General features: G+C 73.9%; 14 protein-coding genes and 1 pseudogene. 9 read left to right on the top strand and 6 right to left on the bottom strand.

Features of this window, described 5'->3' with window-relative positions; translation table 11 throughout:
* Positions 1-37: 37 nt before the first annotated feature.
* On the top strand, positions 38-475 hold the full coding sequence (locus ACW69E_RS11140) for a DUF4259 domain-containing protein (RefSeq protein WP_457498143.1): 438 nt from the start codon (positions 38-40) through the stop codon (positions 473-475).
* A 204-nt stretch (positions 476-679) separates the two neighbouring features.
* Here the strand turns inward: ACW69E_RS11140 and ACW69E_RS11135 are convergent, their stop codons facing one another.
* The 4 genes from ACW69E_RS11135 to ACW69E_RS11120 form a co-directional block, all read right to left on the bottom strand.
* The gene (locus tag ACW69E_RS11135; RefSeq protein ID WP_457498009.1) at positions 680-3,340 is read right to left on the bottom strand and encodes an ATP/GTP-binding protein; all 2,661 of its coding nucleotides are present in this window, start codon (positions 3,338-3,340) and stop codon (positions 680-682) included.
* Positions 3,341-3,459: 119 nt separating this feature from the next.
* Positions 3,460-3,987, bottom strand: a complete 528-nt coding sequence (locus ACW69E_RS11130; protein WP_457498008.1) for a beta-class carbonic anhydrase — start codon at positions 3,985-3,987, stop codon at positions 3,460-3,462.
* Positions 3,984-4,634: a pyridoxamine 5'-phosphate oxidase family protein gene (locus ACW69E_RS11125; protein ID WP_457498007.1), complete on the bottom strand. Its 651-nt coding sequence runs from the start codon at positions 4,632-4,634 to the stop codon at positions 3,984-3,986. The genes ACW69E_RS11130 and ACW69E_RS11125 overlap by 4 nt, the downstream gene beginning before the upstream one ends.
* A 49-nt stretch (positions 4,635-4,683) precedes the next feature.
* A complete protein-coding gene (locus ACW69E_RS11120; protein WP_457498142.1) occupies positions 4,684-5,169 on the bottom strand; it encodes an HPP family protein in 486 nt (161 codons plus the stop codon).
* A 218-nt stretch (positions 5,170-5,387) separates the two neighbouring features.
* Between ACW69E_RS11120 and ACW69E_RS11115 the strand changes: the two genes are divergently transcribed.
* Positions 5,388-6,017, top strand: a complete 630-nt coding sequence (locus ACW69E_RS11115; RefSeq protein ID WP_457498006.1) for a CGNR zinc finger domain-containing protein — start codon at positions 5,388-5,390, stop codon at positions 6,015-6,017.
* 78 nt (positions 6,018-6,095) lie between these two features.
* Here the strand turns inward: ACW69E_RS11115 and ACW69E_RS11110 are convergent, their stop codons facing one another.
* Together ACW69E_RS11110 and ACW69E_RS11105 are read right to left on the bottom strand one after the other, a co-directional pair.
* Complete coding sequence (locus tag ACW69E_RS11110; protein ID WP_457498005.1) at positions 6,096-7,451, bottom strand: vanadium-dependent haloperoxidase; 1,356 nt, start codon at positions 7,449-7,451, stop codon at positions 6,096-6,098.
* A gap of 272 nt (positions 7,452-7,723) precedes the next feature.
* A complete protein-coding gene (locus tag ACW69E_RS11105) occupies positions 7,724-8,329 on the bottom strand; it encodes a CGNR zinc finger domain-containing protein (protein WP_457498004.1) in 606 nt (201 codons plus the stop codon).
* A 26-nt stretch (positions 8,330-8,355) separates the two neighbouring features.
* On the opposite strand from ACW69E_RS11105, the pseudogene ACW69E_RS11100 reads away from it, so the two are divergent.
* From ACW69E_RS11100 to ACW69E_RS11070, 7 genes and pseudogenes are all read left to right on the top strand, one after another.
* Positions 8,356-8,772, top strand: a pseudogene (locus tag ACW69E_RS11100) (helix-turn-helix domain-containing protein); the annotation flags it as partial.
* A gap of 48 nt (positions 8,773-8,820) precedes the next feature.
* A complete protein-coding gene (locus ACW69E_RS11095; protein ID WP_457498141.1) occupies positions 8,821-9,525 on the top strand; it encodes a LysR substrate-binding domain-containing protein in 705 nt (234 codons plus the stop codon).
* A 323-nt stretch (positions 9,526-9,848) separates the two neighbouring features.
* Positions 9,849-10,283: a cupin domain-containing protein gene (locus tag ACW69E_RS11090; protein ID WP_457498003.1), complete on the top strand. Its 435-nt coding sequence runs from the start codon at positions 9,849-9,851 to the stop codon at positions 10,281-10,283.
* A 151-nt stretch (positions 10,284-10,434) separates the two neighbouring features.
* The gene (locus ACW69E_RS11085) at positions 10,435-10,935 is read left to right on the top strand and encodes a cobalamin B12-binding domain-containing protein (RefSeq protein WP_457498002.1); all 501 of its coding nucleotides are present in this window, start codon (positions 10,435-10,437) and stop codon (positions 10,933-10,935) included.
* A complete protein-coding gene (locus tag ACW69E_RS11080; RefSeq protein WP_457498001.1) occupies positions 10,932-12,263 on the top strand; it encodes a methylaspartate mutase in 1,332 nt (443 codons plus the stop codon). The genes ACW69E_RS11085 and ACW69E_RS11080 overlap by 4 nt, the downstream gene beginning before the upstream one ends.
* Positions 12,260-14,287, top strand: a complete 2,028-nt coding sequence (locus tag ACW69E_RS11075; protein WP_457498000.1) for an FAD/NAD(P)-binding protein — start codon at positions 12,260-12,262, stop codon at positions 14,285-14,287. Before ACW69E_RS11080 ends, ACW69E_RS11075 begins: the two co-directional genes overlap by 4 nt.
* Positions 14,284-15,975, top strand: a complete 1,692-nt coding sequence (locus ACW69E_RS11070; protein ID WP_457497999.1) for an AMP-binding protein — start codon at positions 14,284-14,286, stop codon at positions 15,973-15,975. Before ACW69E_RS11075 ends, ACW69E_RS11070 begins: the two co-directional genes overlap by 4 nt.
* Positions 15,976-16,083 lie beyond the last annotated feature (108 nt).

Genomic DNA, 16,083 nt, shown 5'->3' with positions numbered 1-16,083 from the left:
TGCGATGATCGCCGCACGCCAACGCGAGGAGATCACCGTGGGAACCTGGGACATCGGCCCCTTCGAGAACGACATGGCCGCGGACTTCGCCGGCACCCTGGACGGGGCGGCCCCGGACGAACGCGAGAGCCTCGTACGCGCGACGCTCGGCCGCGTCGCCCGGACCCGCGACTACCTCGACGGCTCGGAGGGTGAGGAGGCCGTCGCGGCCGCCGCGCTCGTCGCGGCGCAGTGCCCGGGCGGTGAGCCGGTCAGCACGGGCTACGGGCCCAAGGAGGCCCTTCCCGCTTTCTCCGGCGACCTTCGGCCGCTCGCCGTCGAAGCGCTCGACCGGGTGGTCGCCGCGGAGTCCGAGCTCGCCGAACTCTGGGACGAGACGAACAGTGGCCCGCAGTGGCGGGAGAGCATAGGCCGCCTCCGCGCCGTCCTCGCGCCCGAATCCGGTCCCCGGGAGGAAGCACCGCTGGACGCCTGACCGGTGCCCCGGTGCCAGGGATCGCGGAACGTGGGTCGGAACCACGCACGGCCCGGTCCCTTTCCCCGGCGGATGCGCCCCGCCCGCGCTCCGGACTGCGTTGCGCGGCTCGCCGGGGCTACGGGAGGAACGCCCGGCTCGCCGGAGTGCCACCCGCCCGGCGCCCGGCGGGTCCGGGCATCCGGCGCGTTTTCGCCACCCGTTCTACTCTCCTGTGGTCGTGCCGGTTTCCCGGCGGCGGTCCTCGACGATGGCCGTCCAGCGGGCCCGGACCCGCTCCCGGCCGTCCAGCCAGTGCGCCCGGGGCAGGCCGGGCGGGGGCTCCTCCCCCGTCATGAGGTGGGACAGCTCCGCCAGGTACGCGAACTCCTCGCCGCGTACGCACTCCCCCAGCCGGGCGCGCGCCTCGGCCAGCAGTTCGGGCGAGCCGAGGACCGCCGCGTGCAGGCATGCGGCGAACCGGGCGTAGGCGGCCGAGGACGTCAGTCCGGCCTCGCGTGCCTGCGCTGCGGTCTCCTCGGCCCGCTGCGGCAGGTCGGGGGCGACGCCCGCGTCCCGTACGAGTGCGGCGATGCGGGTCTGGATCTCCGCCCACCGGATCGACACCCCTTCCAGCATCTCCTCGGCGCGGGCGATCTGCTCGGCCGCGCGGGGGCGGTCCTGGAAGGCGGCGGCGAAGGCCAGGCACGCCTGGGAGAGCGCGGCCTCGCCCTGCTGGCCGAGCCGCAGCGCCTCGTCGCGTCCCGCCGCGTACGAGGAGCAGGCCAGGGCGGTGTTCCCCTGGGTCCACCACAGATCGCCCAGGACCCGGTCGCGGCGGCCCTCCGCTCCGAGGGTCTCGGCGGCCTCCCGCACCTGGGGGAAGCGGCCCACCCGGCGGGCCAGGTGTACCAGGCCGCGTGCGGCGGTGGGGGCGAGCCGCCCTCCGGAGTCGGCGACCTGCCTCATCCCCTCCAGGGAGCGGTCGAAGTTCCCCAGGTCCCGGTCGCACTCGGCGAGGAAGTACCTGGGCAGTTCGAGCAGCGGTCCGGGCAGCCGCCCGGAGTCCAGCACCGCGCGCAGCCGCTCGGCGGTCAGGCCCCGGTGCTGCCTCTGGCGCCGGGCGATGGCGGACAGTGCCATGGCCAGCGCCTCGGCCGCGCTCCCGATCGCATCCGGGTCCGCTGCTGCCTCCGGGGAGCCGGGGATCTCGACGGTTTCCCAGACGAAGTCGTCGACGTAGCGGAAGGCCGCGTCCGTCAGCCACCCCAGTTCCAGGCCGTGGTCGCGTGCCAGGCGCATGCCCTGCCGCAGCGCGGCCACCAGGCGTGTGCGGTCTCCCGTCGCCTCGCGGCCCAGGGCGTCGAAGGTGCGCTGTGCGGCCCGCCGCCAGTCGGCCGCGCTCCAGCGGTCCTCACTGGTGGAGTCGGCCTCCCGGACCGCTTCCCGGACCAGTTCGTGAATCCGGTGGGGCCAGGGCGCGCCCGGATCGTTGTCCACGAACGGGCGCTCGACCAGTTCCAGCGCGGGGGCGTCGTGGTCGAGTCCGGCGGCGGCCGAGGCCAGTTCCACGGAGAAGGAGTCCAGCAGGCTCACCGCGCGCAGTACGTGCCGCACGCCCGGGCTCAGGTCGCGGAAGGTCCGCGCGACCAGGGCTGGGAAGTCGAGGTTGAACTCGCTCGGCTGCGGCGGACGCCCGTACCGCCGGTACAGGTCCAAAAAGCGCATCACCGCGAGGTCTAAATACAGCGGCAGGCCGTGGGAGTTGGCGGTCACCAGACGCCGGGTCCGCTCGTCCATCAGCGGGCGGCCGTCGACGGTGAGCCGTTCGCACAGGTACGTCTCGCAGTCCTCCGCCGACAGGTACCCCACGGTGTGCTGGCGCGGCTCCCCGCTCGCTCCGCCCGCGAGCTGGGGCCAGAAGTGGGCTCCCGCCCAGTCGAGTTGGCCCTCGAGTTTCGGGTCGTCCCACTGGAGCCGGTTGCGGCCGGTGACGACGAACAGAGCGTTGGGCATCAGCCACACCACGCGCTGGACCAGTCGCTCCAGATCGCGATGGACGCGGTCGCCGACGTCCTCGAAGGTGTCCAGCAGGACCACCGGTGTCGCCCGGTGCTTGTCCGGCACCCTGCTCAGGTCCCACGCCAGCAGATGGGCGTAGTAGCTGAGCGCCTCCAGGTCCGCGTCGGCCTCCAGCAGGTCGGCCAGCCGCCTGCACTCGGCCAGCGACCGCACCTGATGCCGGCGTTCCCGCAGCGCCCGTACCAGTGAGCGCAGTCCCTGGCCGACCAGCGCGCCCGCCGTGCCGGGCAGCGCCACCGCCTGCGCCACGTCGGCCAGGGCCGACTGCATCTGCCCCGACATCGTCCGCGTGCCGGGGAAGCGGCTGAACCAGGTGCGGCGCCGCAGGTACTCCTCCAGCGGTTCGCCGGGGTGGTTGCGCTCCCAGTAACGCTGGAAGGCGATGTCGAACGTCGGCATGGGCTGTCCGAGTTCGGCGGCGGCCAGCCGGAGCGCCAGCATCAGCGACTCGAAGTCCCCGCCCGAGTCCCGGGACAGGTCCACCCGGACCGGCACCACCCGGCCCACCTCCGGATCGAGCGGAGACCAGTCGCCCCGGCCTCCCTCGCCGTCCGCCAGGTGCTCGGCGATGCCGCGCGACAGCGTGGACTTGCCGATGCCGCCCACCCCGTAGAAGACGAGGACGTTGCGGCGGGGGGACTCCAGGTCCTCCACGTCGAACCCGGGCTCCCGCACCCGCCGGGTGTGCCGTACCAGGCTCTCCGCCACCGTGTCCCACTCGTCCCGCCGGTCGGCGAAGAAGTCGACCGCTTTGACCTCATGGTCGTTGGACCGGAACAGCGCCCGCAGATCCGACCGAGACACTCGGACACCCCCGACTCGAATGGTTTCTGGTCACCCAAGCGCATCAGGGTGCTGACCGCCAGTCAAGCCGGGATCACTCTCCGGGCATGCCCGGCCGGGGACGCCGGTGGGGGCGGGGGTCAGCCCACCGGGGTCCTGGCGTGCACCTCTTCGAGGATTTCCGTCCTCAGGTCGAGCACGAAGCCGCGCACGGACTCCTTGTGGGGCACGAAGGGGCTGTCGTGCACCCGCGCCATGGAGGCCCGGACGCTGTCCGCGGCGTCGGTGAAGCTGCCGGGCTCCCAGTCGGGCCTGGCGCCGGTGTCCCGCTCCACCGCGCCGAGGAACTCCTCGTCGGTGAAGGTGGCCATGCCGCAGTCGGTGTGGTGGACCAGGAGGATCTCCCGGGTGCCCAGGAGGCGCTGGCTGACGGCCAGGGAGCGGATGACGTCCTGGGTGACGATGCCGCCGGCGTTGCGGAAGACGTGCGAGTCCCCCGGGCTCAGGCCGAGGAGCCCGTACACGTCCAGACGCGCGTCCATGCAGGTGACGACGGCCGTGCGGCGGGCGGGGGGCATCGGGAGCGGTTCCCGGGGGGACGCCGCGCGGGCGCGGTTGTGGGCGAGGTAGGCGTCGGTCGCGCTCTGCTGTGTGGTCAAGGTGGTCACCGTTTCGCGGGGTGGGGTGGCGGGGCGCTCGCCGAGGCGCCGGCGCGCAGCGCGGCGTTCTCGCTCTCGAGGTGCTCCAGGCGCCGCCGCAGCGGTTCCACGGCTCGCTCGACCTCCTCGGCGGTGTAGCGCGGGGTGATGTGCTGGGGGCAGTTCCAGTCGTACGCCTCCACCTCGACGGTGATCAGGCGTTCGGCCGGGCTGCGGACGCCCGCCGGGTACAGCCGGGCGAGGAGGTCGCCGGCCTCCGGCGGGTCCACGGCGCGGGCCCGGCCGTAGATCTTCAGCCGGGCCCGCGCCGGGTAGTCCACGAGGAACAGGGAGACCCGGTCGTCGTGGTCGAGGTTGCCGACGGTGATGTACTGGCGGTTTCCCCGGTAGTCGACGAAGGCGAGGGTGCCGGGGTCGAGGGCGTGGAGGAATCCCGGCGGGCCGCCCCGGTGCTGGACGTAGGGCCAGCCGGTCTCCCCGACGCTGGCCAGGTAGAAACTGTCGCGCTCGGCGATGAAGGCGATCTCGTCGGGGCCGAGCAGGTCCGCGTCCGCCGGGCCCTGCTCCATACGTGAGTAGGCCCTGCGGCTGCGGTGCGTCTCCTGGTGGCGGCGGACGTTCGGGGTGAAGGCGACCTGGGCGTAGCGGCTGGTCATCGCGGTCCTCGGTGCGGGGCGGCGGGAGGGGTGCGGCGGGTGCCGCCCCTCACCACCAGTAGGTGGGGTAGCGGGGGGCGGCGGGGCGCAGCCGGGAGGTGGCGACGCCGACGGCGACCAGGAGCGCGGACGCGGCGGCCAGCAGCGACAGGAAGACCAGCGGGTCCGGCGACTGGGCGACGACGATCACGGCGGTGGCGGCGGCGGGCGAGTGGGGCGTGCGGGCCAGCATCATCACGCCGAGCGCGAGACCGCCGGCGACCCCGGCCCCCCACGCGGAGCTTCCGGCCACCGCCAGGACGGCGAAACCGGTGAGCGCGGACAGCAGCTGCCCGCCGACGACGCTGCGCGGCTGGGCCAGGGGCAGGGCGGGGGCGCCGAAGACCAGGGCGGAGCTGGCCGCGAGCGGGGGGATCAGCCAGACCTGGTCCAGCCAGGCGCCGATGGCCACCAGCAGGACGAGGCCGACGACCGATCCGGCGGTGGCCACGGAGACGGTGAGCGCGGGCGGGCGGGCGGGTGCCCGGCTGGTCAGCCGGCCGGTGGCGGCGGCCGGGGCGGGGGCGGGAGCGGCAGGGGCCGGCGTCGGAGCCTGCGCCGGCGTCGGGGCCGGTGCGGTGCCGACGGACGGTTCTGCTGTCACGGAGACCTCCGGGTGATCTTCAGTTGGTAATGGTTGGACTCGCTGGTAACCCATTAGCTCGGGAGTATGGCATCATCGTCGGCCAGGCGACAACCCGGATCGGCGAGGGGGTGGCGAAGACGGAGAGCGGCGAGAAGCCCCGGCCCCCGCTGAGCGGGGAGCCCCTGGCGCTGGACCTGGTGAACACCACGTTCATCCAGGGCGGGCTGCGCGGCAGCCCGGTGGACGCGCTGACGGTCCCGGCCGAGCTGGACCTCTGGCTGGAGGAGCACGCGCGGGCGCTCCCCGCGGAGCCGGCCCGGCCCGCGGCGGGCCCGGCGACCGCCTCACATCTGGAGGAGTTCCGGCGGCTGCGCGAGGCGCTGCGGGAGCTGAGCCGCGCCTGTGTCGCGGAGGAGCCCTACGGCAGGCGGCCGGTCGCCGTGGTGAACCGGGCCGCGAGACTCGCCGTGAGCTGGCCCGAGATCGGGGACGGTGCGGCCGGCGGCGCGGCGGGCGGTACGGCGGACGGCCCGGTGGTGCGCTGGGCCGAGCCGGACCCCCTGATGGTCGTGCTGGGCACGGTGGCCGTCTCCGGCGTGGAGCTGCTGGCGGGCCCGGGACGGCACGACGTACGCGCCTGCGCGGCCCCGGGCTGCATCCTGTACTTCGTCAGGACCCACCGGCGCCGGGAGTGGTGCACCCCGGCCTGCGGCAACCGGGTGCGGGTGGCACGCCACCACAGGCAGCACCGGTCCTGAGCCCGGAACGGGCTCCGGCCGCGGCGCCGGAGGGGTTCCGGGGCCGCGGCCGGGCGGGCCACATCAGCAGGTCGCGGATTACTTCAGGGCGTTGGCGTAGACGTAGTCGGCCACCTGGTAGCCCTGCGCCAGCGCGGCGTCGTTGTCCATGCGGAAGTGGACGCCAGCGTACAGGCGGCTGTCGGCCTTCTCCTGCGCGGCCTGGCTCAGGCTGGTGAAGCTGCGGGTGACGCCGACGGCCTGCGGGTCGTCGGTGGTGCCGGTGAAGGAGACCTGATCGGTGCCGAAGTAGTCCTGGAGGATGCCCGCCCAGGCCGCCGCGATGCCCGAGTGGCCCGAGGAGTAGGTCGGGAAGGACGGCGAGAAGTGCGTGCCGGACGCGGTGGAGGACAGCGGCTTCCAGTTCGGGTCGGCGACGGTCAGGTCGTTGCCGTCGGTGTCGGCGAGCTTGATCGCCGTCTCCGGACGCCACAGGCCCGTGTGGTACTTCGACTCCCACACCGAGATCGCCGCGTCCGCCAGGCTCATCGACAGCAGGGCGAACAGCCGGGAGGTCTGGTACGAGGTGTCGTGGGGCCGCAGGGTCTGCTGGACGATGATGGCGTGCTCGTACTGCTGGCCCACCGGCTTGTAGGTGCCGTCGGCGTCGTTGGCCCAGAAGCGGGCGATCTCGGTCTGGTCGGCGGTGCGCTCGGTGGACTGGGCGCCGCCCAGCCTCCGCACCTCGTCGACCTGGGCCGCGTAGCCCTCGCTGGCCAGCAGCTCATCGCGGTCGTCGAAGCCCAGCGGCTCCTGCGGGCGGAACTGCGAACCGCTCTGGAGCACCCAGGGCTTGACCTTGCCCCAGTTGGCGCCGGCGGGGCCCGCCCCCGCGGTGGTGGGACGCCAGTAGCCGGGCTCGTTGATCACGTTGTACGGCGTGGCGTCGTCCGCGCCGTCGTCGGAGCGCTCGATGACGATGTTCGTGCCGACCCGGACGCCCAGCAGCTTGCCGAACGACTTGTCGTACCGGTTGCCGTCGTCGGGCAGGGCGAGGGCGGTGGCCAGCTCGTCCCTGAAGTCGAGCTGCGGGTAGGCGCCGCTGAGCGCGTGGTAGGCGGCGTAGTCGAGGGCGGTGTTGAGGGAGCCGTGTCTGCCCCGGGCCTGGGTCATGTCGGTCAGATAGGGCTTGCCCTGCCCGGATATGGAGTTGGCGGCGTCGTACATGGCGGTGTTGAGCATGGCACCGCCCCGGGTGAGCGGGCCGGGGTGGCCGCCGACCTCGCGGAAGGCGTCCAGCAGAACCCGGTTCCAGTAGATGACGCGGTCGGTCGGCTGCGCGGGGGTCTCGGCGACCGCCGTGGCGGGCGAGACGGAGACCAGGGCGCCGACCGCGAGGGCGGTGGCGGCGGCCTTGACCAGGACGCTGCGGCGCGTCGGAGCGATTCCGGACATGCGGATGGTCCTCTCGTGACTGGGTAAGGGCCCGCTCCGGCGGGCCGGCCCGGAGGTGCGGACACCTCGCGGGCCGGCCCCTGGCAGGGCCTCGCCGAGGACGCTAACGGCGCGGGGGGCGGTCTCCGGGGCACGTAGCCGATGCCTGCGATCGGCCACTCCGATGAGGGTCGCGAAGGTGTCCGCGACCTTCGGCCGATGTTGTGGGCTAATGAATTTTTACCTCTTCATTGCGGTGCTTCCGCCGCGCCCGAACCGGCATTCCGTCACCGTCAGTTACCGGAACAGCGCCTCGCCTGGTGCCGGGCGACCCGCGCGCGGTTGCCGCAACCGCTCGAACACCACGCACGGCGGGGGTGGTGGCGGTAGAAGAAGAGCACGCACCCCGGGGCCCGGCAGCTGCGCAGCAGAGCGCCCTGCTCCCCGGAGAGGAGGAGCACCGAACTCCGGGCGATCAGCGACAGCGCGTGGGTGACGGCGTCCGCGGTGCACAGGGAGTCCGCACCGGGCGTGTGGGCGCTGCGCCAGACCAGGACGGGCCATGACTGGCTCATGCCGGAAGCGCGGTTGACGTGCGCGATGTCCCACGGATCGGGCGCCTTCCGGTCCACCCGCGCCGCGATCAGGCGCCGGACGGCGTCGCGCAGGACGCGCGCGTGGGCGAGCTGCTGATCACTGGCCCGGAACGTCTCCTCGCGCGGGCGTTCGGAGTCGGGGAGCAGGCCCCGGTGGCGCCGCAGCCACGCCTCCAGGTCGGCGGGCGACCCGAGGCCCTCGACGAGGCATCCCCTGGCCGCGGAGAGCGTGTTGGCGAACTCGACGGGCAGTGGCTCGGCCTGCGCCCTCCGACTACTGTTCGTGACAAGCGCTTTTGCCACTGTCATCTCCTAATGGTCTAATCGCGATGCTAGCGTTTCACGTGCTGCGCAGGCACAGACCAACATCGATCACGGGTTCGCTTCACGGGGGTGGGGGGCATCGAGCCGGGGACAGGCACGGTCGGCACGGCGGCGGCGGGCGGCCGCCGGGGCACAGGGGCAGCCGGGACGGTCTGCCGCCGCGCCGACCGGGACCGGGGGCCCGGACCGGTGGTCCACCTGCGACCGCGCGGGCCGTCAGAGCACCGCCTGGGGGATTTCGCATGGATTTTTCCGTATACCAGCTAAGAACTTTCTGGGAAGTGGCCAGAACCGGCAGCCTCACGAAAAGCGCCAGGAATCTCGGTTATTCCCAGTCAAGTGTGACAGCCCATGTGAGGTCCCTGGAGAACAGGGTCGGGTCACCGCTCTTCCACCGTCTACCGCACGGTGTTCGCCTCACAGCAGCCGGCGAGACGTTCCGCGTATACGTCGGGCGCATATTAAGCGTCATGGACGAGATGTCCGTCGCGCTCAAGAACAAGGGGGAGCCGTCCGGACGGGTCGTGGTCGGGGCGACCGCCCCCCTCATGGAGTACGAACTGCAGGAGATCGTCAGGCAGAGCCGCTACCGCTACCCCCGGATCATCCTCTCCCTGAAGGTGATGAGCACCGGGGACATGGAGGCCGCCGTGGCCTCCGGGAGCGTGGACGTGGGGCTGACCCTCACCCGTGACACCGGGGAGCGGAAGGCGGGGGCGGCGGGCGGCATACTGCGCGAGGCGCTCTTCCCCGTCCCCTTCGTCCCCGTCGGTCCGGCCGAATCCCCCGCGAGCGGCCCCTACCCGATGGACCGGGTCCTGGTCGTGGACCCCGACTGCCCCTCCCAGCACATCCTTCCGCAGCACCTGGCGGCGGTGCTGGGAGAGGCCCCGACCCTCATGGAGACCGGTTCCACCCGCGGCGCCCTCGGCCTGGCGGGCGGCGGACTGGGGGTCGCCATGGTCCCGCAGGCGGCGATCGGCTGCGGTCCGGTACCGGGCGGGCCGGTGCCCGTCGACTCGCTGCCCAGCGCCGTGATGCGCGTACAGGCCCTGATGCCGGGCGGCGGCTGGCTCTCCCCCGCCGTCTCGGCCTTCCTCAGCCTGGCCCGCCGGACGGCCGGGGGGCTGTCGGCCTGCACGTCCGGCCCGGCCGCCGGGCCGGTACTGGTCTGATCCGCCCGGCCGGCCCCCGCCGGCCGCGGTACTCCCCGCCGCCCGGCCCCTAAGGGGCCGGGCGGCGCCGCGTTCCGCGCCACCGCTGGAGGCACGGGGGCGCGGGAGGCACGGGGGCGCGGGAAGCGCCCCTCCCGCGGCACACCCTCCGGAGAATGCGCGAAAAGGGGTATCGGAAACATCGATACCGGCGATCGGCAGCTCTCCCGATAGCGCCGCACAGCGAAGATAGCCTCGTGTTCGAAGGTTTTCTCCAGGCATAGACGCCCATCGCAGGAGATACCCGGGAAGTCTCACGACCCGCATACGAACAAGAGGAAAAGATGTCCGACGTCGAATTCATTCCCAATGTCTTCCGCAGCGGTTTCGATCTCACCGACCTCTCCTGGGTCCCCTGGAAGGAGCCCGGCCGGGTCGGGGTCGAGCACCATGTCCTGTGGGCTCCCGACGAGGAGAAGGGCGAGGACTCCGTCGGTCTGATCCTGCGTTTCCCGCCCGGTGCCCACGGCGACTTCCACGAGCACCTGGGGTACGAGCTGATGCTCGTCCTCGACGGCGTCCTCGACCACAGCGACGGCCCCTCGTACACCAAGGGCGACCTGATCGTCGAGGCCCCGGGCACCCGGCACCAGATGTCCAGCCGGGAGGGCTGCACCGTGCTGGCCATCCGCACGCGGCCCGCCGCGGCGCGCACCCCGGACCGGCCCATCCGGCCCGTCTCCGACCAGGCCGCCGACAAGGCCGCCGCACAGGCCTGACCCCCGCGGCCCCGGGGCCGGCCGCCCCCCGTCCGGGGCCCGGCCCCGGGCAGGGCCGCGCCCACCGCACCCCCGGCGCACCGCACACCCACCACTCCATGGCACGTCACGCCTTGTCACTTCACGTCTCGTCACGGGAGATACGCACATCATGTCCGCTGCCGCCCCCACGGTGATCACCCCGGAGCCGCTTCCGGGCACCGCCGGCCCCCGCCGGGTGCTGGTCTCCAGCGTCTCCTCCGACTCCCACACCTGGAATCTGGTCTTCCTCCAGCTCCTGATCGAGGAGTACGGCCACTCCGTCACCAACATCGGCGCCTGCGTCCCGGACGACCTCCTGATCGCCGAGTGCCGGCGCCACCGCCCCGACATGGTGGTCATCAGCAGCGTCAACGGGCACGGGCACCTCGACGGCCGCCGCCTCATCGCCCGGCTGCGCGCCGAACCCGACCTGGCCGACCTGCCCGTGGTCATCGGGGGCAAGCTCGGCACCCGCGGGGCCGAGGGCGGCAGCCACGTCGGGGCACTGGTCGAGGCGGGGTTCGACGCGGTCTTCGAGGACTCCGTGAGCATCGGCGAGTTCCGCCGCTACCTCGCCGCGCCCGGTGCCGACACCCTGCGCGGGTCCGCCCCCGCGGCCCTGGCACGGTGAGCGCGGCCGTCGGGCTCACCGGCCCCACCGGTTCGTTCGCCGCCGCCGTGGCCGCGGCTCACTCGGCCGGTGAGCTGGTGGTCCAGCCCCGCATGGGATTCCCCACCGTGGAGCAGATGGGCGCCGGCCTCAGAGCCGTCCGCGGCGCCCACGCCCGCACGGTGGGCACCATCACCCTGGACAGCTACACCCGGGTCGGCGACCACGCCTCCGCCGCGCGGGCCCTGGAGCGGGGCGAGGACCTCAACGGCTTCCCCATCGTCGCCCACGGGGGCCGGACGACCCGCGAGATGATCGCGGCGGCGGGCGCCGGGGACTTCGCGATCCAGGTGCGCCACGGCTCCCCGCTGCCCCTGGGCATCGTCCAGGCCCTGATCGACGCCGGCCTCGACGCCACGGAGGGCGGGCCGGTCTCCTACTGCCTGCCCTACAGCCGCACCCCGCTGGCCGAGGCCGTCGAGGCCTGGGCCCGCAGCTGCGAGGTCCTGGCCGAGCGGGTGCCCGGCGCACACCTGGAGAGCTTCGGCGGCTGCATGCTCGGGCAGCTGTGCCCGCCGAGCCTGCTGGTGGCCCTGTCCGTCCTGGAGGGGATCTTCTTCCGCCGGCACGGGCTGCGCAGCGTCTCGCTCAGCTACGCCCAGCAGACCAGCTTCCCCCAGGACGTGGCGGCGCTGGCCGCGCTGCGCCGGCTGGCCGGGGAGTACCTGGGGGACACCGACTGGCACGTGGTGCTCTACACCTACATGGGCGTCTTCCCCCGCACCGTCCCCGGGGCCCTGGCGCTGCTGCGCGAGAGCGCGCGCCTGGCCGCGCTCACCGGCACCGAGCGGCTGATCGTCAAGACGCCGGCCGAGGCGCACCGCATCCCCACCGTCGAGGACAACGTCCACGCCCTGGAGACGGCGGCCGAGGCGGCCCGCACCGCGGCCGCCACCCCGGCCGACCGGCCCGAGGAGGGCGAGGCGGAACAACTCCTGGGCGAGGCAAGGGACATGGTGGAGGCCGTCCTGGAGCTCCACTCCGACATCGACCGCGCGCTCCCGGCGGCGTTCGCCCGGGGGTACCTCGACGTCCCCTACTGCCTGCACGCCGACAACGCGCAGCTCACCCGCAGCCACATCGACCGGCGCGGGCGGCTGCGGTGGTCGTCGGCCGGCCGCATGCCCGTCCGGGACGTGCCCGGCGGCACGGCGGCGTCGGTCGGCGCCGAGGAACTGCTCGGAATGCTCTCGCACGTGCAGAACACCTTCGACCGCGCGGCGCTGGACCCCTCGGCGTCGCGCGGTCCCCTGCCGGCCGCGGGCCGGACCCGACAGGAAGCGAAGTGAGGACAGTGACCAGACTCTCCAACGACGATCCGCAACCGCTCACCGTCGCGGTGATCGGCACCGGCCCGCGCGGACTGTCCGTGCTGGAGCGGCTCGCCGTCCGGCTGCGGGAGGAGCCCGCACCGCGCCGCAGGCTGCGCGTCTACGCCGTCGACGCGGTCGAGGTCGGCGCCGGCCGCGTGTGGCGCACCGACCAGCAGGACTGGTTCACCATGAACACGGTCGTCGGCCAGGTGACCATGTACTCCGGGGAACCCGACGGCGGTCCCGCCCGGCCCGGCGCGGGCCCCAGCCTGGGCCAGTGGATAGCCGAGCGCGCCCGCACCCACGGCGAGGAGCCCCTCGGGCCGAACGACTACGCCTCCCGGCTGCGCTACGGGCAGTACCTGCGCTCGGTCTACGACACGATCGCCGGGCACCTGCCCGGGGAGGCCGAGCTGATCCCGGTGCACGACCGGGTCCTGAGGGTGCGTCCGCGCCCCGGAGGGGGATACGACCTGGAGCGCGAGAGCGACCCCGTGCCGCTCGGGGTCGACCGGCTCGTCCTGGCCACCGGCCACCCCCGCAACGAGCCCGACGACTTCGAGCGGGAGATGCTCGGCTTCGCCGCCGGCCGCCCCGGCGTCCACTACCTGTGCGGCGACTCCGCCGCCGACCTCGACCTGGACCCCGCCACCATCCCGCCCGGCACGACCGTCGGCGTCCTGGGCATGGGGCTGTCCTTCTACGACGTGATGGTCGCCCTCACCCTCGGCCGCGGCGGCACCTTCACCACCCTGCCCGACGGCTCCATGCGCTACGAGCCCAGCGGACGCGAGCCGCACATCGTCGCCGGCTCCCGCAGCGGACTGCCGATCCCGGCGCGCGGCAGGAACCAGAAGGAACCCCACTACAGCCACCGCGCCCTCTTCCTCACCCCCCACGCCGTCGAACAGGCCCGCAAGCGGCGCCTGGCGGAGACCGGCAGCCCCCGCCTGGACTTCGACGAGGACGTGCTGCCCCTGCTGCTGCGGGAACTCGACCACGTCTACTGGACGGCCCACGTCACCGCCCGCGACGGGAAGGAGGCGGGCGAGAGGTTCGCCGAGCGCCACGCCTCCGTGCTGCTGAACGGCGGCGACCCGGCCGGGCTGCTGCGCGAGGCGGGGCTCGGCGAGACCCCCGCCCTGGACCTGCGGAGACTGGCCCGCCCCTTCGGCGACCGGGACTTCCCCGACCCGCAGACCTTCCGCGCCGAACTCCTCGACGTCATGCGGTGGGACCTGTCCGAGGCCGACCTGGGCAACGGCGAGGGCCCGCTCAAGGCCGCCCTGGACGTCCTGCGCGACATCCGCAACGTGGTCCGGGAGGCGGTCGACTACGGCGGGCTGCGCCCCTCCTCCCACCAGGAGGCGTTCCTGCGCCGCTTCCTGCCGGTCAACGCCCTGCTGTCGGCCGGCCCTCCCCGCTACCGGGTCCGGCAGCTGGTGGCGCTCATCGAAGCCGGCGTCGTCGAGGTCGCCGGCCCGGCCACCACCTACACCGCCGACGAGGAGGCCGGAGGCTTCCGCGTCGCCTCCCCGCGGGTGCCCGGCTCCGCCCGGACCGCGCAGGTGCTGATCGACGCCCGCATCCCCGTTCCGCACCTGCGCCGCGACACCTCCCCGCTGATCCGGGGGCTGCTGGCCGACGGACTGGTCTCGGAGTACGTGGTCGAGGACTCCGTCCACGGGGAGCGGTTCGAGTCCGGCGGGCTCGCCGTCACCCGCGCCCCGTTCCACGTCGTGGACGCCGGCGGACGGGTGCGCACCGACCTGTACGCGCTGGGCATCCCCACCGAGCACACCCGCTGGTTCACCCAGGTCGGCAGCAGCCGCCCGGGGATGCGCACCCTGTTCTACCGGGACGCCGACGCCATCGCCGCGGACCTGCTCGCCGCCGGCCGGCCGCAGGAGGAGCCGGCGGACCGGCCGCAGGAGGGGTCCACCGGACGGGCGCTCGTCGGAGCCGCCCCGGGCACACCGGCCGAAGGGGTGCGGCCATGACGTTCGGCGCCCCGGGGCTGCTGTTCAAGCAGGCCCGCGACACCCTTCTGCGGCACCGGGAGGACCTGGAGGCCGCCCGCCGGGAGTTCACCTGGCCCCGGCCGGAGACCTTCAACTGGGCACTGGACTGGTTCGACCCGATGGCGCGGGGCAACGACCGCCCCGCCCTGCGGGTGATCGGCGAGGGGGAGGACGCCGAGCTGTCCTTCGCGCAGCTCTCCCGGCGCTCGGACCAGGTCGCCAACTGGCTGCGCGGGCAGGGCGTGCGCCGCGGCGATCCGGTGCTGGTGGTGCTGGACAACCGGCCCGCCCTGTGGGAGACGGTGCTGGCCTCGATCAAGCTCGGCGCGGTGGTGGTCCCCACCTACGTCACGGCCTCCCCGGCCGAACTCGCCGACCGTCTCACCCGCGCCGGGGTCCGGCACGTCGTGGCGGAGGCCGCTCTGGCCTCCCGGTTCGAGGGCCTGCCCGGGCGGTGGAGCAGGATCGCGGTGGGCGGCGAGCCCGCGGGCTGGACCGGCTACCGGCACTCCCGCTCCGCGGCGGAGGACTTCCGGCCGGACGCCGCCACCGCCGCCGGCGACCCGCTGTTCTGCTACTTCACCTCTGGCACGACATCACTGCCGAAGATGGTCCTCCACACCCACCTGAGCTATCCCGTGGGCCATCTGTCGGGCATGTACTGGAACGGCCTGCGGCCCGGCGACGTCCACCTCAACATCTCGGCACCGGGCTGGGCCAAGCACGCCTGGAGCTCCTTCTTCGTCCCCTGGAACGCCGAGGCCCAGGTCGTCGCCCTGGCGGCCGGGCACAGCGGTCCCGAGCGCGTCCTGGAGGTGCTGCGCGGCCGGGGGGTGACCTCGTTCTGCGCGCCGCCCAGCGTGTGGCGTGCGCTGGTGCGGCACGGCGTCGGGCAGCGCCCGCCCGCGCTGCGCGAGGCCACCAGCGCGGGGGAGCCGCTGGACCCGGAGGTCTTCCGCACGGTGCGGGACGCCTGGGGGATCGGCATCCGCGACGGCTACGGCCAGACCGAGACCACCGGGCAGCTGGGCACCCCGCCCGGGCGCACACCGGTGCCGGGCCGTATGGGCTGGCCGATGCCCGGCTACCGGGCCGTCGTCGTCCACCCCGAGACGGGCGACCGGCTGCCTCCGGGGGAGGCCGGCGAGCTCTGCGTGGACCTGGCGGACCGGCCCGTCGGCGTGATGGCGGGGTACGCGGGCGACGACCGGCGTACGGCGGCCGCCTTCGCCGGCGGCCTGTACCACACCGGCGATCTGGTGGTGGAGGCGCAGGACGGGAGCTTCGGCTACGTCGGGCGGGCCGACGACATGTTCAAGTCCTTCGACCACCGCATCTCCCCGCTGGAGCTGGAACGCGTGCTGCTGGCCCACCCCGCGGTCGCCGACGCGGCCGTCGTGCCCCATCCCCACCCGATCGGGCAGTGGGTGGCCAAGGCGTTCGTGGTCCCCGCGGTCCTCCGCGGCGGTGACCGGTCCGTGGCGGAGGCCGTCTTCGAGCACCTCGACAGGGAACTGCCCCCGCAGAAGCAGGTGCACCTGATCACCTTCACCGACCGGCTGCCGCGCACCGCCTCGGGGAAGGTCCGCCGGGCCGAACTGCGCGAGCGCACCGGGACCGCCGACTTCCGGCGGGAGCGTCCCGGCGCGGTGGCCGCGGCGGGGTGAGCCGGGACGCCGTCCGGGGCGCGCCGGGGCACGGCGTGTGCCGGACGGCGCCCGGCGCCCCCTGGCACTCCCCCGGTGCGGCGCCCCGGCACCTTTTCAGGACGCCCC

The sequence above is a fragment of the Streptomyces sp. SS8 genome (assembly GCF_054072955.1).
This window is presented reverse-complemented; position numbering and strand designations above follow the sequence as displayed.